Source organism: Listeria costaricensis, from assembly GCF_900183385.1.
Lineage (GTDB): Bacteria > Bacillota > Bacilli > Lactobacillales > Listeriaceae > Listeria > Listeria costaricensis.
In genome coordinates this window covers 1-22,182 of record NZ_FXUT01000024.1, presented here as the reverse complement: position 1 = coordinate 22,182, position 22,182 = coordinate 1, and the positions used below count along the sequence as shown (strand labels likewise).

Sequence of the window (22,182 nt, the reverse complement as noted above, 5' to 3'; positions counted from 1 at the left end):
TGTCAAAAACCGGCCAAACGCCAACAGTTTTATTCGAGCGGGCTGCCTTTGACGCGCTTCCCGCACATGCTTAAAATAAATTCGCTGAACATGGCGTTGCTCCATGCAAACCAGTCCCTTGTGAAGTCAGTCGGATCGCTCGCATTCACACCTTCATGCATGTAATCCGTGTCGCCATCTGAAGCAAGCAGCATTTCAAGGATGCGTTGTTTTTCTTTTGCCGACGTGGCTGTGAGTCCTTGAATCGACAGGGCGATCGGCCAGACAAAATGATCTGGTGTATGCGGGCTGCCGATGCCGCGAAGGATGCTTCCTTCCACAAAGTACGGATTGTAGCGGCTTAGAAGAAATTCACGGGTCGCGAGGTAAGTGGCATCATCTGGCGGGCAGAAGCCTAGATATGGCGCGGCAAGAAGACTCGGCACATTGGCATCATCCATGAACAGCTGCCGCCCGGTTCCATCCGCCTCGTAGGCATAAATTTCACCATGGTATGGGTGATTACTTTTACCGAACAGCTCGATCCCCGTCCTAATCTCACTTCCCAAACGAATCGCCTTTTGTCGAAGCGCCTCATCTTCCGGATAGAAATTCTGACCGATTTCTGTCATATAGTCTGTCACGACCGCGGCAAACATATTGGCAGGCACTAGATAGCCGTAAATACACGCGTCATCACTTGGTCGAAAGCCGCTCCACGTCATGCCGGTATATGCAACCTCTGTCCCCTTGCCGTCCCGATTCAGCGTGTCCGATTGGCGAACGCCTTCCCGTTCAAAGGAATACGGGCTATTTTCATGCCGCTGCTCCGTATGCCAAACGTCGAGGATCTGGTGCAGCGCCTGCTGGAATTCCGGCGTGAACTGATCCGTGTGCCCGCTTGATTTCCAAAGCAGATAGGCCAGCTGAACCGGATAGCACAGCGAATCGATCTCATATTTTCGTTCCCAAACGAGTGGGCTCATCTCCGTTTTATCCGTGCTGAAACCGGCGCCGCTTGCTTCCTTATTGAACGCATTCGCATAAGGGTCATGCAGGATGCACTTCGTTTGTAGCTCGACAAGTCCGGCAATCACGCCCGCCATCTCGGGATCATTTTCCGCCACCATCAGATAGGGGCGAATCTGGCTGCTCGAATCCCGCAGCCACATGGCCGGAATGTCACCTGTGATGACAAATGGCAACCCGTCTGCCGTTTTTTGCAGCGTCGTCGTGTAGGTGTTGACAAAGCATTTTTCAAACATCCGTTGAAGCTTCGGCTGATCGGGGAACTTCTCCCGCACCAGCGCAAAGATTTTTTCAAAACTAGTAGGAATTTCCATCATTTTGCTCCTTTATAAATGTGACAATTTCAAACGGCCGAATCGTAAATGCCGTGTTCCGCTCACCTTTTTCCCGTTCCAAAATAGTTGATTTCGCATGCGGCGCGGCAAATTCGATCATCGCCGTCTCGTCAGTTGGCTGGTAGAACCGCACGACTGTTTCGTTCTGCTGGTTTTTCTTCAAGCTGGAGAAAACCAGAGACCCGCTTGTCGCCCAGTCAGCCCGTTCCAATCGACCCGGCAGTTCCAAGGCAATCTTTGGCCGCCTGTGCTGCATCAAGTAGACGGGTGCGAGGATTTGCTGGGCCGCCTCGACAGGTGGTGCATCCGCCAGCATGACGTAATATGTGAACGTGAGCGCCCGTTTTGTTTGGGCTTCCGGCGCCGGGAAATCCCCCCAGTCGCCAATCTCGGAAACCGCCCGGAACAGCGTCAATTCGATCACCGAACCGTCACGTGCCACCTCGTATTCCGGCAAGCCCTCCGCGATGACTGCCACCTGGCCGCAGTGGACGAAATTCTGCATCCGCTGGTCACTCGACGGATTTTGCCAACTGTCGCTCGGTTGATTGGGCCGCCGGACGATTTCAAACACGCTGTCTGCCGAATGGGCATCTGTCGGGCCGCCAGTTGGGAACAGCACTCGCAGCCGGTGGTCTTCCGCCTGATTCTCCAAATGCGTCTCGACTTTCAGCACTTTTTGGCCACCGGACAGGGTGAGTGTCGTGATGAGCTCCTGCTCGACTAGGAGACCGCTTCTGCCGGATACGCGCTCAGGATGCCAGACAAGGCGGCGTTTCTCCTCATCAAGGGAAGCCGTGTCAGCACTAAGCGGAACGCGGATACGATGCCGAATCTCGATCGACTGGCTGACCGCATCTTTTACCGTGAAGCGGATTTCGGCCGGAAGCCCCGCCGTTTTTATGCGCTTCTCGTCACCCGTTTCCTTAAACATGTATTCATTCCCGATGTCGCCCGCATCCTCGTAGCCGCCAAGCTCCGCCACTTGCTCGCCCGTTCGCTTGTCAAGAATCGTATAGCGCCCGTCCGCAGCAACCGTCACCCGGAGCCATTCATTTTCAAGGGTGAAAGGAGCCCCTGCCTCCATCTGATCCGGCGTTTCCGCCACACGCGCCGGCTCCGCATAATAGGTGGCATACCCGACCTGCGGCAGATTCTCGACCACAAACGTCAGGCGATATTTTCGCGCAAAGTAGGAATGACGGAATTTCCGGTCCGGCAGATCATAGCCAAACTGAATCCCCAGCGACTCCACACGAACAGGTACCTCTTCCCCGTCCGCATGCCGCAATCTGAAAGTCTGCTCCGGCCGCGTCGCCAGCTCGTCAGGAATCTCCCGAAAGTCCATCTGATCAAAATAAATGTGGTCCGTCTCGATGACCGTCTCCACCAGCCGCGAACCGCCACTTGTCCCGCTTGCCGCAAAAACAGTCAGCGGAATGCCGTCCTGCTCCGGCTGAATGCGTTCTGTCAGCTTGCCTGCCGCCCGTTCAATGATGGCAGAAGCCGCCTGCTCCACTTTGACGAACCGCGTCTCCATCTCACTGTGCACACTGTCGAGACTGCAACCCGTGATGCTGTCATGAATGCCATTTTCCATGAGCAGCTTCCACGTGTACGCCAGATAGTCGTGCGGATAGGCCGCGCCCGTCCGTTCAGCCGCCAGCACAGAAAGCGGTTCGGCCATGTGCGTCAAAAGCCACTGCAAGCGGTGATTCGCCTGCTTCAAATACATCCGTGACGACGCCGTATTGGCCAGTGTTGACCAGCCGTCCGAATTCTGACTCGTGAGTTCACCGTGAACCGTCTGAAGCTCCAAGCCGGAAGCAGCATCCCGCACAGCCTCCGCATAATCCGTCAAATTGCTGTGAACAAATTCAATATCCGGATAGAGTGCGCGAGCCGTCTCAAGTGCAGCCGCCACATCCGTCTGCACGGGCTGGTGGTCGCAGCCGTTCATAAACAGCAGGTGTTCCGTTGCCGCAAACCGCTCGCTGTCCGCCAACTTCTTATCCCAAAACACGCGGGCCGCCTCGCTGTCCACCGGAATCTCATTGCCGTTTGAATACCAATTGGCGAATAGAACCGCCGGCAGCCTTGAGCCATCTGGACTCTGCCAATACAGCTCCGAAAACCGCGACGAAAAGGCACTGTCGAAAACCTGATTATTGAAGCCGGTCGGATTAACGCCCCGTCCGAAAAAGATCGTCTCAAAGCCCGCTTGCTTCATGAGCTGCGGCACCTGGCCGTATAAGCCGAACGTATCGGGGAAATAGCCGATTTTTTCCGGCTCTCCGTAATGGCTCGCCAGTTGCAACCCGTATTGCAGATTGCGGACATTGGCCTCACCGCTCGTCAAAAAGGCATCTTGCAGCATGTACCACGGTCCAATCCGTAGTTTCCCCGCCTTGACCAGCTCGACCACTTTCTCCCGTTTCTCCGGTCGTACCGCCAGATAATCTTCCAACATGATCATTTGTCCATCCATATGAAAATACTGAAAACCCGCGTCTTTTTCAAAAAGGTCCTCCAGCTCATCCATCAGCGTTACAAGTCGAAACCGCAAACTTTCAAGCGGCAAATACCATTCGCGATCCCAGTGTGAGTGCGATACGATATGCGCTGTTCTCCGTTTTTTCTCCATTTCCAAACCCCCGTCTGTATTCGCTTTCAAATCAAGTATAGTAAGGGATTCCATCAATTTCAACGCTGTCCGCAAAACTCCTATGAATAATCCATTTTTATGCAATTTGTCCAATATCAAGTGCGAAAACCCCGTCCAGAAGGCGCATTTGCCGAGCCGGGCCGCTCCCAATGCCCGTTCCCCGTCAAATTGACTTGCGCGGAAGATGTGCTATATTGAAAGCGTTCACGAAAGGAGTTTTGGGTAGATGTTTTTAACAGAAGAAAAATTACGGCGGCGGCTGGACGAGGTCGACCTATACCGCCATCAGCCTGCACATACAATCGAGCGGTTCCAAACGGCCGAGGACGACGGACAAAACGGCCTTTATCCGCATGACATCACATTTTCAAACAACGACATCCATCTAGGCGAGCGCTGGACGGGCCGCGACCGCTACCTATGGCTGCAAACCGTCGTCACCTTCCCGTCTATCAAAGAAAACGCCCGTCTAGTCGGCTATTTCGACTTCGGCACGACTGGCGACGGCAATAATTTTGGCTTTGAGTCCCTGCTGTTCGTTAACGGCACGCCCTACCAAGGTGTCGACCAGAACCATAAGGAGGTCCTGTTTCCCGACGATTTTGCCGGCAGAACGGTCACGCTGACATTCCGGCTGTGGTCGGGTCTTGAAGGCGGCGGCCAGCCTCGCGAGCAGACACATGAAATCAAACGGGCATTTATCGGCTACTTGCTGCTCGGCGTGGACGACCTCTATTTCACGGCCAAAGCGGCACTAACGACGCATCAGGTGCTGGCAAAGGGCAGTCTGGATGCCGAACGGCTTTTGCAGGCGACCAACCGCAGTTTCAAGATGATCGACTGGAGTCTGCCGGGAGATGCGGCTTGTATCGCATCTATCGAGACGGCCGGTCAATTTTTAAAAACGGAGCTCGCGAAACTGCCGCCGAACAAGACGTTTGAAGTATCGGCTGTCGGCCACACACATATCGATGTCGCCTGGCTGTGGCGGTTAGCGCACACTCGCGAAAAGGCCGCTCGCTCCTTTTCAACCGTCTTGCACTTGATGGAAGACTATCCGGAATATCAGTTTTTGCAGACGCAACCGCAGCTTTATGCCTATATCAAGCGGGATTATCCGGAAATCTACGAACGGATCAAGGCGCGAATCGAAAGCGGCGAATGGGAAGCGGAGGGCGGCATGTGGCTGGAAGCGGACTGCAATATTCCGAGCGGCGAATCGCTTGTGCGCCAGTTCCTCTACGGGCAAAAATTCCTGCGCGAGGAGTTTGGCAAACCGTCGACCTACTTGTGGCTGCCGGATGTTTTTGGCTACAGTTTTGCCCTGCCGCAGATCATGAAAAAAGTCGGGTTGGATACGTTTATGACGACCAAAATCAGCTGGAATCAGTATAACCGCATGCCGCACGATACGTTCATGTGGCGCGGAATTGACGGGACGGAAATCTTGACGCACTTCATCACGGCGCCCGATCAAAACAGCCACATTTCGACTTACAATGGTAAAATGACGGCCAGCGAGCTCACCGGGCTGTGGGACCGCTATCAGGACAAGCAGCTGGAGTCCCCGCTTCTTCTGGCTTACGGTTACGGGGATGGCGGCGGCGGTGTGAACCGGGAAATGCTCGAAATGCGGCGCCGCTTCGACGAGATGCCGGGCATGCCGACTGTCAAAGCGGAACACGCCAGCTCCTACTTTAAAAAGTTGCATCAGACGGTCGACGAGACGGATCAATATGTGCACACTTGGGACGGCGAACTGTATTTTGAATACCATCGCGGCACCTATACGAGTCAAGCGGCTGTCAAAAAGGCCAATCGCAAGCTGGAACTGCGGCTCCGGCGGCTCGAATGGCTGCTTCAAAGCCGCGCCCTGCAACATGGCGACCGTTATCCGCATGCCGAACTGGCTGCCATTTGGGAGATCGTCCTGCGCAATCAGTTCCATGACATCATTCCGGGCTCGTCGATCAAAGAGGTCTACATGGACGCTCGGCTGGAATATCAGGAGGCTGAGCAGAAGCTGGGGGCTCTTGAGGCTAGCTTTTATGAACGCTCCCTGCGGCCAGATCGCGACCGGTGGACGGTTTGGAATAGTTCATCATTTGGGGGCGCTCGATATGTGGAAATTTCTTGTCTTGGAGAAAGACTGGCATTTGAAAACGCGGACGGGGAGGCGCTTCCAGCCGAGCAATTGGATGCTGATTCCTGGCTGGTCTACTTGCCGGATGTTGCGCCGTTAGCTGCCACATCCATCAGCGTCGCGGAGGCGCCCGATCGGCCAGCAGTCAAGGCAGCGACACCGTTTCATTTTCAGGCGCGGCAACTAGAAACACCGTTTTATCGCGTCGCTTGGAACGAGGCCGGTCAAATCAGCGAACTATTCGACAAGCAAAATCAGCGTTCCGTGTTGAAAACCGGTCAACGCGGCAATGTTTTCCAATTATTTGAGGACAAGCCACTTTGGCACGACGCTTGGGATATTGATTTATTCTATCAGGAAAAAATGGCAGAAGTGACAGATTTAACTCGTTTTGAGGTGCTTCATAATGGCCCACTGCGCTTTACACTGGCCACCGAATGGCAGACCCGCTTCTCAACGATTCGTCAGAAAACCCATTTTTATCATCAAAGTGCAGAAATCCGCTTTGAAACGACGGTGGATTGGCAGGACCGCAACAAATTGCTCAAGGTCGCCTTCCCAATCGATGTTCATGCCCGCGAAGCCACCTATGACATTCAATACGGCAATGTAAAGCGGCCGACACACTGGAACACCAGCTGGGACCATGCGCGTTTCGAGACAGTTTGCCACCAGTGGATCGATTTAAGCGAAAAAGGATATGGCGTCAGTCTTCTAAACGATTCCAAATATGGCTCCGATGTAAAGGACAGCGTGATGCGACTTTCCCTTCTAAAAGCGGCCGGTTATCCCGATCCCGATGCCGATCGCGGCTTGCACAGCTTCACGTACTCCCTTTATCCACATACCGGCGACTTCATTGACGGCGGCACAGCCAAAGCAGCCTGGCATCTCAACGACCCGCTACTCGTCCAAAAAGGAACCGCTGCATTTGAATCCGCCATCCAGCTATCCGGCGAAAACGTCATGATCGATGCAGTCAAGCAGGCAGAAGATGGCAGCGGAACGATCCTCCGGCTTCACGAATTCGCAGGCTCCCACACGTCGATCCGCCTAACGACGCCATGCAGACAGTTGTACAGCTGCAATTTGCTGGAAGAAATCGAACAAGAACTTGCACCAGCCGAAAGCATTGCCCTCTCGCCTTATGAGATCTTAACGCTTCGTTTGGTTTGAGGAAAAAACGGGAGGCCATCGTGTTTCCCAGCCCACCCCATTCTAGTGCCAGTAGAATGGGGTTTTTCACTGTAATTTTGAGCAGCAGTTAAAAAATCTGTCTGCCATCGAGATTAAAGAGATCTATTCAAGCTGAAAAATCGACCTATTCAAAGAGAATAGATCGACTTATCATTTTTATTTATTTGTATAGTACAACCAAGCCAAAAGCTAGCACTCTAAGTTATTTACTGTATGAGCACAGTAGCTATTCTAGCGTAAGCACAGACCTTAGAATAACTATTATAAAGCCCTGTCATTTTTAGTTTTAACGAACAGATTTTTTGCTCCCCTGGTGAATGGAATCCTTCTTTTTGCGCCTATATCTGTTGAGTTACTATTTGGCTCTCGCAAGATTTGATGATCAATCGATTTTTTACCCTATTTCTGATAATGAAGTGTAATCTTGCCGCCACTTCTAATTATACTATAATCACGTACCTCATTAGGATCTGCAAAGTGCTTCCAGTAATCATGCCCAAGCAAGATGTCATCTGTATCGTCTTCCTCTGGGAGTATAAAGTCACCATCACTGCTAATGCCCCTGAAAGAATAGCTTACGTTTCCTTTGTCACCTAAATTTGTCCATGCAATAGTATTCGTGGAAGCATCATATATTCCTCCGTCATCCGGTAAAATTTTCATCGTCCCAGAATTCCCAAATACATCTTTCAAGTTCGGGCTTACTGAAATGGTCAGTTCTCCTGCTTGGTTGACCCGCTTACCCAGATCTACCGTGATATCCTGCTTACCTCCCTTAAAATCAATGACTTCTTCTGGAATAAATGAAAAATCTTGAATGGCATTATGAGATACATCTAGATGATCAATTCTGTTAGGATTTTTAGGCAAATTCACCGTGGTCAGTTGATTGGCATGACAGTCAAGTTCAAATAAATCATCACTATCACTCACATCTAACTTTATCAATTTATTACCAAAACAACTCACACTTGTCAGATCATGACATTTATTCAAAACTAGTTTAGTCAATTTGTTTGAGTTACACCTAAGATGATCTAGCTTCCTGCAACCACTTAGCTCCAATTTCTCTAATTCATTATCGTTACAATTGAGGCATTTCAATTTCTTGTAATTATTTAACTTTAACTTAGCCAAATTATTTCGGTAGCAATGGAGTTCTTTTAATTCTTTACATTGTTTTATATTCAGTTTTGCCAGTTGATTATTATTACAAAAAACTTCTTCTAATTTCTTACATTGATTCAGATCCAATCTTGTCAACTTATTTTCAGCACACTCAAGTCGTTTTAATTTTTTACATTGGGTTAAATCCATGTCAGACACAGAATTAAATGTAATATTCAGATGCTCTAAGCCTCGCAAGTATTTTAGCCCACTCATATCTTGAATGCCTAAATCAAAACAATCTAACTTTGTTACACGACTTAATTCTTCACGACTGACCTGATCTGTTAAGTTTTTACCCATTTCATCAGCGACTGCTTTTGCCAGACATTCATCAGGAAACCATTGTTGAAAGACCCTTTTTTCTTCAGCTCCCTTTTTACCCGCCGCATGAACCATTAATGGCATCGCGATTACAAGCACTCCTATCGCAAAACATAGCAGCATTTTAAACATTTTCATTTTGTCATCTCCCTTTTTAATTGTATTGATGAAGCTTAAGCTCATTATATTCTCCCTTGTATTGAAGCTCCTTATCAATTGTCATATGTTGCCGTCCTTTTTTTAAAGCGAATTTCGCATTTTGTAATTTTAACCGATCATATATTCCTGCTTTTAGGCTATGGACCGTGTTCATCCTAAAACTTTATTCATCTAAGTACCATAATTTTCGCCATAAACGCAAAAACCGACCTATCCAAAAATATAATGAAATGCTCGATTCTTGTTGCGAACGATAAAATCAAGCCACAAATCGTCATTTTTTCATTCTTTTTTGCCCATTTTTTAAAATATATCTAAGGCGATCATAACTCAAAGCATTATTCACCTTTTTATGCATTGTAAAAAAGATTCCATCTCAAATTTTTGATTTCGCTTTAATTAAACGTTAAATGCTTCACAATGCTTTATAATTAAGACAACGGTGCATCTAATCTTATATTCATTCAAGACTAAACCTTGGTTTCGTCCTATTAAACTGGGCAAAGCTTTTCTTCTCAATAGACAATAAATGAGGTTGTCCTCTCCTCAGCTACTGTAAGACTTCCTCCTTTTATTCGTACAAAAAAACATCTTTAAAATTCAATCCCAATAAAAAAAGATTTCTCATACTTTTCCAAACCAAAATACCGCTTGCTTCGTCTAAAATAGAGAAAGAGGTGAAACTTAGATGGCTAATGAAGAAATAGCAATAAATGTTCATAGTATAGAAAACAACGAGGAAATTATCGGTCAATTAATGGATCATTACGGTGATGATATATTGCATCTTGTTTTCTCCTATGTAAAAAATCGAACGATAGCTGAGGATTTAACACAAGAGATATTTATTAAGTGCTATGAAAAGCTAGATCAGTTTCATAATAAATCATCCATAAAAACGTGGCTATATCGAATCGCCATTAATCATTGTAAGGATTACTTGCGCAGCTGGCATTATCGTAAAATCAAATTTAGCGATAAAGTGGGGGACTATCTCCCGTCCAAATCAAAACATATTGAAGAAGAACTCATCTCAAAAAATATAGCAAGTAGTTTAACGAGCGCCGTTATGGATTTACCAGAAAAATATAGAGAAGTTGTGTTTTTGCATTACTACGAGGAGCTTTCCTTAGCAAATATCAGCAAAATAACTGGGATAAATAGCAATACATTGAAAACCAGATTAAAGCACGCAAGGGAACTATTAAAGATACAGATGAAAAAGGAGGTTTAACCATGGACAATCCATTCTATGACTTGAAAAATTCGATCAAAAAAGATTTTGCAGCTCTTTCTTTTTCCGAGGAGAAAAAAAATGAGGTGAAAGAAACCATTCGCAGGAAACAATCTCAACTAGAACTTCACTATTGGAAAGCAGAAACCCTTGAAAATATATTAGATTCACTGCAAGGTGGAGCAAAGCATGGGTATGATATTTCCACCCAATTACTTCGAAAAAACGAGCTTGATTTTAAAAACAAAGAAGGTCAGCTTTATATCCTTTTACATCTACTTGAAAACAAGAAAATCATTACGTCCAAATGGATGGAAGGCAGGAAATACTATTCCCTAACTGCAAAAGGGAAGAAATATGCCGCTGAGTGGAAGCATAGTGGCCCGAAACAACGCGCATCACTGAAATATTTCATTGAGGAGGTCTCCTTATGAGTTCTTTTAAATTTGAGGAATATTTAAACAAGGTCCTCTCTAAAATAAAATCCAAGGAAGCGCGCGGTATGATTAAAAAGGAACTGAGTGATCACATGGAAGAGCTAAGTCAAGCCTTTCAAGCGAGCGGGTTATCTGTAGAGGATGCGGATAAAAAGGCCATGCAGGAAATGGGCGACCCTTCTGTCGTTGGGGAAAATATGAATCATCTTCATAAACCAAGAATGGATTGGCTCCTTATTGCTTTATTTGTCATTCTTGCCGGTATGAGTTTTCTTCCACTGATTGGTGGTTTTTCAGCACCCAGTATTTCTTTTATAAAACAACAGGCAGTCTGGATCGTCCTTGCTATTCTTGCACTTATAGGTTTTCTATTCTTTGATTATAGAAAGCTGAAAAATTTGTGGATGTATTTTTATGGAGGCGGCTTAATCCTATTCGGTCTAACTTTTTCAGTCGGTATCGAGCTTGATGGAGTAAAAAGATGGCTTTCTCTCGGGGGGATTACAATTGATGGCCCGGCCATATCTCTATTTTTGTTTTTCTTAGCATGGGCTGGTATTTTGGCCAAAGCCAATGCGTTTAAAGGGTGGAAAAAACAAGGACTACTCTTACTTCTATTTTGGATTCCAGTTCTTCTCTACATGATGGTCTCCCAATTTATGTTCAGTATTATATACTTCTTTTGCGTATTAGTGATGTATGTTTTTTCTAATGTTCATAAACAATTTGCTATTAAAGTGGCCTTGGGGAACTTGCTTATAGGTATTATTTTCATTAGCACGATGATCCTTCATTTCCCTAATCGCTATCTCTCTGATACGCTCCTACCATTGAAAGATATTCTTTCAGAGGCCGGTTGGTTTGGCAATGGACTCCACAATGATTTAAAGCTTCCAGAAGCGCATACAGACTTTGTATTCCCATTTCTCGTCTATTCTCTTGGCTGGGTATTCGGAATCATCCTCTGTCTTCTCCTCTTTATATTTATTTTGCGAATTTCATTAAATGCCTTTAAAACCAAGGATTTATTCGGCAGAATATTAGTAATCGGAGGCGCTGTATTATTTATTGTCCCCACTTGTTGGAACATTCTAATGGGTCTTGGAATACTCCCAATCATGCCTGTCCCTCTGCCATTTATTAGTTATGGAGGAAGCTTATTACTAGTTTACTCTGCATTGCTGGGCCTTATTCTGAACGTTTATCGAAGAAAAGATCTCGTAGAAGCTACCGTGACAAATTGATTTCGCGTACAAACATGGTCAAGCACTCTATTAAAACACCTAGCGAAATCGAGGGCCTGCATACTAGATGAAAAAACCTTTGCTGAAAAAGGGATTTTATTGATTATTCATAGTGCCTTTACTTGCACGACCCTATTTCGTTTATAAAAAAACACGTTCGATTCCTTTAATTGGAATCGAACGTGTGCTTTTGAAACAGCATAAGAATTAAGTTTATTAGTTGGTTTAGAAAGCTTCTCCCATCCATATGAGAAATGACCACAAAAATACACGTTACTAGCCGTTCAACCATTTAAATAGCTTTCCATCGTGCTCAATCAGCCGAAATAGCCAGATGAATGGCTCAGAAATTACAAGAATTTTCAATCACCACAGTCCCGTGCTTAACATTCATCTGACAAAAAATGGCGTTCAAAAAGGATACTCTTTTTACACAGCGTGGCTTATCATTAAATTAACAAAGGAATTATCAGCCGAAATGCTCAAAATATCACAAACGAAAGTGGACGGCTGTTTTTCCTAAAAACTTGTAAAAGGACTGATTTGTATGACTGATTATTCATCTCCAGAGTATCTTGAAAAAGTAGACGCTTGGTGGCGCGCGGCTGATTTTATCTCTGTCGGCCAGCTTTATCTGAAAGGAAATCCACTGCTTCGCCGCCCGCTTGAAAAAGATGACGTCAAAGTGCATCCGATCGGCCACTGGGGCACCATCTCCGGTCAAAACTTCATTTACGCGCACCTGAACCGTGCGATCAATAAATACGACCTCAACATGTTTTACATTGAAGGGCCCGGACACGGCGGTCAAGTGATGGTTTCCAATTCCTATCTGGACGGAAGCTACACGGAAATCTATCCCGACATCACTGAGGACGAAGCTGGTCTGCAAAAGCTCTACAAACAATTTTCCTTCCCAGGCGGCATTGCTTCACACGCAGCACCTGAAACTCCCGGATCCATTCACGAAGGCGGCGAACTAGGCTATGCCCTTTCGCACGCGACAGGGGCCATTCTCGACAACCCGGACGTGATTGCAGCAACGGTTATCGGAGACGGTGAAGCTGAAACCGGTCCACTAGCAGCCGGCTGGTTCTCCAACGTCTTTATCAACCCAGTAAACGATGGCGCCGTGTTGCCGATTCTTTACCTGAATGGGGCTAAAATTTCCAACCCGACCATCCTTTCACGCAAATCCGACGAAGAGCTGTCTCTATTCTTCCGCGGGCTCGGCTGGGATCCGATTTTTGTTGAAGGTGAAGACCCTGCCAAGGTGCACCCGGTCATGGCCGCTAAATTGGATGAAGCAATCGAGAAAATCCGGAACATTCAAAATGATGCACGCAAAAAAGCAGCCACTGAAGCCGTAATGCCAGCATGGCCGGTGATCATTTTCCGCACACCAAAAGGCTGGACGGGGCCAAAAGAATGGAACGGCGAACCAATCGAAGGCAGTTTCCGGGCGCACCAAGTACCAATCCCAGTCGACCAGCATCACCTGGAACATATGGATGCCCTTGTTGATTGGCTTGAGTCTTATCGTCCCGCCGAACTGTTCACAGAAGACGGCAAGCTGAAACCAGAAATCAAAGAAATGGCACCAAAAGGCGACAAACGGATGGCGATGAACCCGATCACAAATGGTGGCATCGACCCGCAGCCGATCAATTTGCCCGATTGGAAAAATTATGCCGTCGATACAGCGACAAAACAGCTCACCACACAGGATATGATTGAATTTGGTAATTTTGCACGGGATATCGTCAAAGCCAATCCTGAAAACTTCCGCATCTTCGGCCCTGACGAAACCAAATCAAACCGTATGGGAAAAGTTTTTGAAGCGACTGACCGTCAGTGGTTGGCACCAGCCGAATTCCCTCGCGATGAATGGTTATCGCCTGCCGGCCGCGTCATCGATGGACAACTTTCAGAGCATCAGGCAGAAGGCTTCCTTGAGGGCTATGTATTAACCGGACGTCACGGCTTCTTTGCCAGCTATGAATCGTTCCTACGCGTCGTGGACTCCATGCTGACCCAGCACTTCAAATGGCTGCGTAAAGCAAAAGAACAAACTTGGCGCAAGCAGTATCCGTCGCTGAATGTGATTGCTACGTCCACCGTTTTCCAACAAGATCACAACGGTTACACCCATCAGGATCCCGGCATCTTGACGCACCTTGCAGAGAAGAAACCGGAATTCATCCGCGAATACCTGCCAGCAGACACCAACAGCCTGTTAGCGGTTATGGATGACGCACTCCGCTCTGAAGAACGCATCAACCTGATCGTTTCATCCAAGCACCCGCGTCCACAATTCTTCTCCACAGAAGAAGCAGAAATCCTTGTTCGTGACGGGCTGAAAGTCATCGATTGGGCCTCAACATGCGGCAATGAAGAGCCCGACCTTGTTATCGCCGCAGCTGGTACGGAGCCGAATATGGAAGCCTTGGCAGCTGTCACCATCTTAAACAAGGCGTTCCCAGAAATGAAGATCCGCTTCATCAATGTGGTCGACATTTTGAAACTGCGCCATCCAGATGTAGATCCGCGCGGCCTTAGTGATGAAGAATTTGATGCTTATTTCACAGCAGATAAGCCCGTCATTTTCGCATTCCACGGTTATGAAGGCATGATTCGCGATATTTTCTTCAACCGTCACAATCACCATCTGTTCATTCATGGCTACCGCGAAAACGGCGACATCACAACACCGTTCGACATGCGCGTTCTGAGTGAAATGGACCGATTCCACCTGGCACAGGATGCCGCAAATGCCGTTTATGGTGACAAAGCTGCTGATTTCAGCCAAAAAATGTGTGACACGGTCGCCTATCATCACGACTATATTCGCGAAAACGGCGTAGACATCCCAGAAGTCGAAAACTGGAAATGGTCGCCTCTCTCGAACGGTCTGATCAGCTCAGGAAAATAAGCACCATTTACTCTAATAAAAAAGAATCTGGCGGCCAACATCTCGGTTGGATTGCCAGATTCTTTTTTGTTAAGTAGTTTTTTAGAGAACGGCGCAATAAGCCATCCTATCGCTTCTTTTTATCTAAAAATCAACATATTATCGATCATTTGATAGGTTTTCGTGAAAAAATTGAGCGAAATTCCTTTTTCTTCTGCAAGAGGGGACAGATCTACCACTTCAAGATCATTATTCATGTAGCCGCTTAGGGTTTCCAATTCTGGGTTCTTTGTCAGATCGAGACTCACTAAATCATTAATCCCAACATTAAGCTCCATTAATTTCGGCAATCCAGCTGTATCTAGATAACTTAAGCGATTACTGTCGGCATAAAGAACTTTTAATTTTGGATTATCCAATTGCAGGCTGCTGATTTCATTCCGATCACAATGCAGTTCCACAAGCTTTTTATTCTGCGAAACATCTAAACTGGTCAACTTATTAGATCCGCAGACTAATATTTCTAGCTCTGTTAAATGCTGAATACCCTCTAAACTTTTGATATTGCGATCTTCTAGATTTAAGAATTTAATGCGTTTAAGCTCATCAAGTAAAATGACATCCTCTACTTCATCACCGACTGCGGCCGCTATGGTCATCGCCACTTCTTTATCTGGGAAAATGGCGTTAATCGGTGCAGAAATTAACACCCCATTTTCATCAAAATGAAACGAAGGATCTGCCTCGCCCTCCCACATAGCACTGGTGGAAGTTGGGAAGAAAATGCCCAATACCGCAATTATTAATAAAGCTGTTAAAATCAACTTGTTTTTCCATACATCTACAAATGTAAAATAGTTCAACTTGTTAATCTCCTTTTATCAATTTTTTGTGTACGCTCCATTATATAAATACACAAACAGGTTGTAATTAACAGTCGTTAACTATACAAATTAAAAATCAACAGCAAACACTAAATCGACATTTTTTGACAAATTATTTCTTCCTTCTTAACAAATAAACGCCCAGAACCGCCACTGCACTACCAAAAACCATCCAGCCACTTGCCCCCTGATCGCCAGTTTTAGGCAAAGCCATTTTTTGTGTCACATCATTGCTTGGATTGACTTTGACAGCGACATTTTGATCCGCAGAAGTGTTGGCATTTTTTTGAACATCCTGATCCGTACTAGTTTCTCCATCTGTCGAATCATTTCCAGGTGTAACGGGCTGCTCTTCAGTCACTGCAACATGCACGACCACTTTCTTTTCCACCGTTTCCGTCCCATTAGAAGCTGTAATGGTCACTTCATAATCCCCCGGTGTCGAGAAATCCACAATCGTTTCAAAATCACTAGACAACTGATTGCCCGCCTCCGTTTGCGCGTGCACATCTTGTAAAAATTGCGCCTCAGAAACCGTGTCCGTTTGATTATACGTAATCTCATCATCAGCCGTCAGCGAAATAGGTTGCGTCACTTGATAAGGAATGGTGAACGTGCCTCCGCAAAAACCACTAGTTGAAATGAAACTGTAGCTGACCTCGCCAGAAGCTGGCAAATTTTCCCACGTAATCGTATTGGTTGCCGGATCATACACGCCATTATCACTTGGCGTAATCATCATTGCAGCACCCACTTCATCTTTCAGCTCCGTACTAACAGGCACAGTTAACTTCCCGCCCGTTCCTTTTTGCAGGTCTAATGTAAATTTTTGATCAATCGCCGTAACTACTATTACATTGCTTGGAATAAAGGAGAAATCTTGCACCTTATTGTTATCTAAGTTTAGCCATGACAAGTTTTGAATATTACTCAGATCCAACGTAGTCAATTGATTGGATGGAAGGTCCAACTCCACCACTTTAGAGTTTTGACTTAAATCTAAGGTAGTTAACTGATTGCCTCCACCCAAAAGAGAAGATAGACTTGGATTTTGGCTTAAATCTAGTTCTGTCAATTGATTATTCGAACAATCCAGCGTATCCAACTTTAGATTTTGACTCAAGTCTAAATCAGTCAATTGATTGCCTGCACAACCTAAGTAACCAAGCTGTGTATGTTTGCTAACATCTAACTCCGTTAACTGATTGCCTCCACATTCCAAAGCATCTAAACTATCAATTGCACTCAAATCTAATTCCGTTAATTGATTATTTTCGCAGTATAAAACGCCTAGTCCAGAATTGAAATGAATAGTCGTCAATTGATTCCCACCGCAATACAAATTAACCAATTCCAGATTCTGACTGACATCTAGTTCAGTCAGTTGGTTATTTTCACAGGAAAATGTGTTTATATTCTTATTTTGAGAAATATCTAATTCGGTCAGCTGGTTATTATCACAACCAATAAATTCCAAATTCTGATTTTTGCTTGCATCTAATGTCGTTAACTCATTATTATAGCAGCTAAGAAAAACAAGACCCGAGAGGTACTCTAAACCGCTCATATCTTTGATTCCCATGCCACTGCAGTCTAATTCTTCCATTTGCCCAAGTTCATCCAGACTAACCGAATCAGATGGCTGCCTATTAAGCTCATTCGCAACGGCTTTTGCCAAGTTATCATCAGGAAACCAGTCATTGAAGGTCTTGGTGATCGCTTTCAAATTTCCTTCTGTCGATTGGCCTTCTGTTTGGTTTTGAACGGTCTGCTCACCTTGGCCAGAGCCGCTTGTCTCAGTAGCGTTATTTTCCGAAACCGTTTCTGTTGTATCAGCCAACGGAGTCAGCGGACTTAAAACCTTTAATATCGCAATAAGTGGTATACCCAACTTCTTAGATGTATTTTTCAATAAATATTACTCCTTTCTATATTAGAGCAATATTTATTATATTCCTTAATCAAGTACTTTTGCGTACCTTTTTCCATTTTAATGTGACAATTTAGTGAATTTTTCTCAAACTTATTATGTCATGCGTAGCAATCGCCAAAATGTTTTTCAATATATTTTTATTGCAAAACGATAAATTTTGTTTTATACTATTCCTAACAACAAATTAAACGAGGTGTTCCCTATGAAAAAAGAAACGCTATTCCTAAAGATCGTCATTATTCTAATCGGACTTTTCATCTTGACCATTATCGGATTAGGATTCCCGGCTGTCGGCTATCGAGCTGTTTATCAAGCGGGCGGATTATTCGGAAAAATCACCACGGCAATTTTAACTGGTCTCACACTGTCAGCGATTCCGTTTTTTACAGCGCTCTATCAGGGTTTGAAACTGTTAAGCTACATCGATCGTAATGAAGCTTTTTCTACACTTTCGATCCGCGCACTTAAAATCATTAAAAACTGCGCGCTGATTGATACCATTATTTATCTAGCCATCCTGCCATTCTTTTATATTTTTGCTGATAAAGACGATTCACCCGGATTTTTAGCAATCGGACTAGTCCTATTTTTCGCTTGCCTGGTCATTTCCGTATTCACGACCGTTCTTCAAAAGCTCTTTATCAGCGCCGTCAAAATAAAATCTGAGAACGACTTAACAGTTTGAGGTGAGAAAAAATGGAAATTATTATTCATATTGATGTCATGCTTGCCAAACGGAAAATGAGTGTAACAGAGCTAACTGAAAAAGTGGGAATTACCATGGCCAATTTGTCCATCTTAAAAAATGGAAAAGCTAAAGCCATTCGTTTTTCTACACTGGCGGCGATTTGCAAAGCGCTAGACTGCCAACCCGGTGATATTCTGGAATATGTACCTGATGAAGACAATTAAAAAAGGCTCGGCTGCTCACTTTTCTAGTGAGTCATCCGAGCCTTTTTCCTGTTTATCTTAAAAATTGTTCAATCGTTGTCAAAACACCATCTTCATCATTGGAACGCGTAATATAACGTGCTTTTTCTTTTAATGCATCGAAACCGTTTCGCATCGCAAAACTATAATCGCCCTGCTCCATCAGTTCAATGTCATTAAAGCCGTCACCGAATACCATCGTTTCTGCTTTCGTGACGCCCAGCATTTTTTGCAGTTCCTGAACCGTCGTCCCTTTATGCACGCCATGATTAGAAATGTCGATCCATTGCGCTTCCGAAGCCACAATATAGGCCTCATCGAAAAATTCAGCCAGCTTTTCACGCGTTGCAAAACATCTTTTTTGAAGATCAAAAATCGTAATTTTCACAAAATCTTCCTTGATTTCTTTATACTCATCCACAAAGCCCACATTTTGATACGAGCCACGCACCACTTTGTTCACAATTTCGTCCGGCGTACTATTTTTTACAATAGCCGCTGTCGGCGTGCAGGCAATAATCGTATAATCATTCGCAATTTCCTCTAATTTCGCAATAATTCTCTGTCCCAATTCATTCGGAAGCAGTGATTCATACACATATTCGCCATTTCGTTTGATTCTTGTTGCACTATCGCCCAAAATCCATAAATCCTTCGTATCCTCTTCGCCGAAAATCGCTTCTACACGTTCACATTGTTTCCCAGTGCACGGGGCAAACTGAACACCTTTTTCTTTCATCAACTGCTTGACTTTCTGATAAAGCGGACGGTTAAACTCACTTTTGCTATTTAAAAATGTCCCATCCATATCTGTAATCACTAATTTAATCATGTTGTTGCCTCCTGTTTTCTTAAAAATTAGTCGGATCAAAAATCGTCTTCTGCGTCACCAGCCAAAACAAGCCACTTTGCACGCTCTCCTGAAAACTTTGATCGAAATAAAAGGCCGGCTTGTTCGGATGCTGCTTCAAATAAGTATCTGCTTGGATTGCCTGCTCGATCACCTGTCGATCCACACTTTCAGAAGATAGAACAAAGGCATGCGGCGCAATGATCACATTATAGAGCGCCACAATATCTGCCAGATTTCCGGCTAATGCCGCATCATTTTGGACCGGTTGATTGGGGCCCGTCATCATCGGCAAAAACTTGGCTTCTCCTGCAAGTCCGAGATGCCCTTCCACCAAGTGTCCTCCTGCAAAAATCGTAATCCCTGGCATGCTTTTTTTCGGATAAAAAATTCCCACAATCGTCTCCTGCCGCCCGACATGGTGATTCAAGCAGTACCCAATCGTCATCAAATGGGCATCATTTTGAACAATTAGCGGTTTTTCAGTCACTTCCTGCATCAATTCGCGAAAATTCCACCCGTCAAATTTGCCATACCAGCTAGAAGTCACGACATCCTGGTGAATTTTCCCCGGGAAAGACAGGCCAATTTTATCAAAAGCAAGCGGTTGTGCCAGCAGTTCTTTGATAATGCCTTGAAAATTTCCCATAGTTGGCATCGAAAAATCATATTTCTCCGCAAATTTTACTTCTTGCTGCAAATTAACCATTTTTGCCTCAATAACTAACTGATTGGCCTCTTCCTGCATGGAAAGCAAGCAAAAGTGCTGTTTATCATAATTAAATTGGTACTCGATCGCTGGTCGGCCTAATTTTTGCTGAACCTGCCCAGCCTCCAGAATCGTCCGGTCTGCCACCAATTCCTTCACAAGCGCATTAATCGTCACAACACTGATTGACGTGCCTTCTGCCATCTCCGCTTTTAACGCAGCGCCTTTCTGAAAGAGCCACATTTTTAGTTTGCCTAGATTGCTTTCGCGAATCAGGTTGCTGTCACTGGTCATTTTTGTTCGCCTCCGACCCTTCATTATTTCATTCACTTAATAAACCTTCTTAATTATATAAGAAAAATTCAGCTTTGTAAATAAGAGGCCGCGGATAAATTTATCTGCCACCTCTATAATTATGCATATAAAATGTATGAAATTTAAAAATCAGATGAACGGCTGTTACTCCCCATGCCAGCAAAAATACATTTTCCGCAAAATTCAGCTGATACAGTTCAAATAAATGGCCACCAAAATAAATAACGAAAGGAGCATAATAGAGAAGTAAAAGTATTGTATAAAAAACGGCGGGTCTAAAACATATAGTGCGCCCCTAAAGTTAGACCAAAAAATCTAACTTTAGAGGCGCACTCACATCCGAAAGACAAACCGGTTTCTCTAATCTAATTTCAAATTCACTTAGCCACTTTTCGTCTAAATGCTAGCCAGCCTCCTCCAATAAGACTCAACAACAGTCCACTCAGAAGGATTGCATCAGAATCAGTGTCTCCTGTTTTCGGCAATGTTGATGACTGACTGTAACCAGCTTGATTCAAAGTTGAAGAACTGGTTACGTTGGACATCCCCACTGGCGTTGTGGTCGTCGGATTGCTACCGCCATTATTGTCCGTTCCCGATGGAGTAGGTGTTGTTACCGGGTCTGCCGGAGTTGTAAATGGCGTTGGCGCGCTTTGGACACCATCGCTATTTTCTGCAATCGCCACTAATGGTTCTTGCGCTCCCGCACTGCCAGCTGGTAAAGTTACCGTGTAATTGCCATCTGCATCAGCTGTTCCCATCCCGATCGTATTCCCATCCGCATCTTGAATTAGAATCGTATCGTCTGGTGTCGCCGTTCCTGATACGACATAACCATTCATACTATTTCCTGTAACAGAGTCCACTGTTGGAGCTATTGGCTGTTCCGGCTCGACTGTAGGATCTTGCGGTGTGACAAAGGCCGTTGGATCACTTTGAACACCTTCCCCATTTTCAGCAATGGCATTCAGCGTCTCTTCTGCAGTAGCGCTGCCAGGGTCAAGAGTCACTGTGTAACTGCCGTCCTCTTCAACTGTTGCAGTTCCAAGTGTGTTCTCGTCGGTATCCATGATAATAACAGTGTTACCAAATGTTGATGCACCTCTCACCATATAGCCATCCGCGCTATTTCCCATGACACTCGTAACAGTTGGTGCATCCGGCTTAGTTGGCTCAATGATAGGATCTGCCGGAGTTGTGAATGGAGTCGGCACGCTTTGATCACCATTGCTATTTTCCGCAATCGCATTCAAGTTTTCCTCCGCTACCGCACTGCCAGCTGGAAGCGTCACCGTATAATTTCCGTTTCCATCTACCGTTCCCGTTCCAATTGTTAAACCATCAGCATTTTGAATCAAAATTGTATCGCCTGTCGCTCCTGTTCCCGTCACGGCATAGCCATCTGTACTGTTCCCAGTCACACTATCGACCGTCGGACTAGTTGGAAGAACCACACTGTCGGCCGGAGTCTCAAATGGCGTTGGGGCACTTTGATCACCATTTCTATTTTCNNGCTATTGCTTTCAATGCTTCCTCCGCTACCGCACTACCCGCTGGAAGGGTTACCGTATAATTTCCATTTCCATCTACTGTGCCTGTTCCAATCGTATTACCATCCGCATCTTTGATCAGAATTGTATCGCCTGCCGTTCCTGTTCCTACCACCGTATAGCCATCCGCGCTATTCCCAGTCACATTATCAACTGTCGGGCTGGTTGGAACAACAACTGCATCTGC

General features: G+C 45.4%; 16 protein-coding genes. 7 read left to right on the top strand and 9 right to left on the bottom strand.

Annotation, left to right across the window (positions count from 1 at the left end; all coding sequences use genetic code 11):
- Positions 1 to 29: 29 nt before the first annotated feature.
- The gene (locus CS921_RS13730) at positions 30 to 1,322 is read right to left on the bottom strand and encodes a glycoside hydrolase family 125 protein (protein ID WP_420843759.1); all 1,293 of its coding nucleotides are present in this window, start codon (positions 1,320 to 1,322) and stop codon (positions 30 to 32) included.
- A complete protein-coding gene (locus CS921_RS13725) occupies positions 1,306 to 3,987 on the bottom strand; it encodes an alpha-mannosidase (protein ID WP_099224922.1) in 2,682 nt (893 codons plus the stop codon). Before CS921_RS13725 ends, CS921_RS13730 begins: the two co-directional genes overlap by 17 nt.
- A 247-nt stretch (positions 3,988 to 4,234) precedes the next feature.
- Here CS921_RS13725 and CS921_RS13720 point away from each other — a divergent pair, with 247 nt between their 5' ends.
- Positions 4,235 to 7,327, top strand: a complete 3,093-nt coding sequence (locus CS921_RS13720; RefSeq protein ID WP_099224854.1) for an alpha-mannosidase — start codon at positions 4,235 to 4,237, stop codon at positions 7,325 to 7,327.
- A gap of 420 nt (positions 7,328 to 7,747) precedes the next feature.
- Here CS921_RS13720 and CS921_RS13715 read toward each other — a convergent pair whose 3' ends face one another.
- Positions 7,748 to 8,977 (bottom strand): leucine-rich repeat domain-containing protein, encoded by a 1,230-nt coding sequence (locus CS921_RS13715; protein WP_162921784.1) that lies wholly within the window; start codon positions 8,975 to 8,977, stop codon positions 7,748 to 7,750.
- Between the two features lie 709 nt (positions 8,978 to 9,686).
- Here CS921_RS13715 and CS921_RS13710 point away from each other — a divergent pair.
- From CS921_RS13710 to CS921_RS13695, 4 genes are all read left to right on the top strand, one after another.
- Entirely contained in the window at positions 9,687 to 10,232 is a 546-nt protein-coding gene (locus tag CS921_RS13710; protein ID WP_099224850.1) for a sigma-70 family RNA polymerase sigma factor, read from the top strand.
- A gap of 2 nt (positions 10,233 to 10,234) precedes the next feature.
- The gene (locus CS921_RS13705) at positions 10,235 to 10,666 is read left to right on the top strand and encodes a PadR family transcriptional regulator (RefSeq protein WP_099224848.1); all 432 of its coding nucleotides are present in this window, start codon (positions 10,235 to 10,237) and stop codon (positions 10,664 to 10,666) included.
- The gene (locus CS921_RS13700) at positions 10,663 to 11,913 is read left to right on the top strand and encodes an FtsW/RodA/SpoVE family cell cycle protein (RefSeq protein ID WP_099224846.1); all 1,251 of its coding nucleotides are present in this window, start codon (positions 10,663 to 10,665) and stop codon (positions 11,911 to 11,913) included. The genes CS921_RS13705 and CS921_RS13700 overlap by 4 nt, the downstream gene beginning before the upstream one ends.
- A gap of 547 nt (positions 11,914 to 12,460) precedes the next feature.
- Positions 12,461 to 14,845, top strand: coding sequence for a phosphoketolase family protein (locus tag CS921_RS13695; RefSeq protein ID WP_099224844.1), 2,385 nt, complete (start codon positions 12,461 to 12,463; stop codon positions 14,843 to 14,845).
- A gap of 119 nt (positions 14,846 to 14,964) precedes the next feature.
- Here the strand turns inward: CS921_RS13695 and CS921_RS13690 are convergent, their stop codons facing one another.
- Both CS921_RS13690 and CS921_RS13685 read right to left on the bottom strand, forming a co-directional pair.
- A complete protein-coding gene (locus CS921_RS13690; RefSeq protein WP_099224842.1) occupies positions 14,965 to 15,687 on the bottom strand; it encodes a leucine-rich repeat domain-containing protein in 723 nt (240 codons plus the stop codon).
- Between the two features lie 133 nt (positions 15,688 to 15,820).
- Positions 15,821 to 17,620 (bottom strand): LapB repeat-containing protein, encoded by a 1,800-nt coding sequence (locus tag CS921_RS13685; RefSeq protein ID WP_099224840.1) that lies wholly within the window; start codon positions 17,618 to 17,620, stop codon positions 15,821 to 15,823.
- Between the two features lie 223 nt (positions 17,621 to 17,843).
- Between CS921_RS13685 and CS921_RS13680 the strand changes: the two genes are divergently transcribed.
- Positions 17,844 to 18,326 carry a DUF2975 domain-containing protein gene (locus tag CS921_RS13680; RefSeq protein WP_099224838.1) on the top strand — a complete coding sequence of 161 codons (483 nt, stop codon included), beginning with the start codon at positions 17,844 to 17,846 and terminating at the stop codon, positions 18,324 to 18,326.
- Between the two features lie 11 nt (positions 18,327 to 18,337).
- A complete protein-coding gene (locus CS921_RS13675; RefSeq protein ID WP_099224836.1) occupies positions 18,338 to 18,553 on the top strand; it encodes a helix-turn-helix domain-containing protein in 216 nt (71 codons plus the stop codon).
- Between the two features lie 52 nt (positions 18,554 to 18,605).
- Here CS921_RS13675 and CS921_RS13670 read toward each other — a convergent pair whose 3' ends face one another.
- From CS921_RS13670 to CS921_RS13655, 4 genes are all read right to left on the bottom strand, one after another.
- A complete protein-coding gene (locus CS921_RS13670; RefSeq protein ID WP_099224834.1) occupies positions 18,606 to 19,403 on the bottom strand; it encodes an HAD family hydrolase in 798 nt (265 codons plus the stop codon).
- Between the two features lie 19 nt (positions 19,404 to 19,422).
- Positions 19,423 to 20,460 carry an ROK family protein gene (locus CS921_RS13665; protein WP_162921783.1) on the bottom strand — a complete coding sequence of 346 codons (1,038 nt, stop codon included), beginning with the start codon at positions 20,458 to 20,460 and terminating at the stop codon, positions 19,423 to 19,425.
- A 362-nt stretch (positions 20,461 to 20,822) separates the two neighbouring features.
- Positions 20,823 to 21,899: an Ig-like domain-containing protein gene (locus CS921_RS13660; RefSeq protein WP_121497048.1), complete on the bottom strand. Its 1,077-nt coding sequence runs from the start codon at positions 21,897 to 21,899 to the stop codon at positions 20,823 to 20,825.
- Between the two features lie 49 nt (positions 21,900 to 21,948).
- The coding region (locus CS921_RS13655) for an Ig-like domain-containing protein (RefSeq protein ID WP_162921782.1) at positions 21,949 to 22,182 on the bottom strand (234 nt) is incomplete at its 5' end.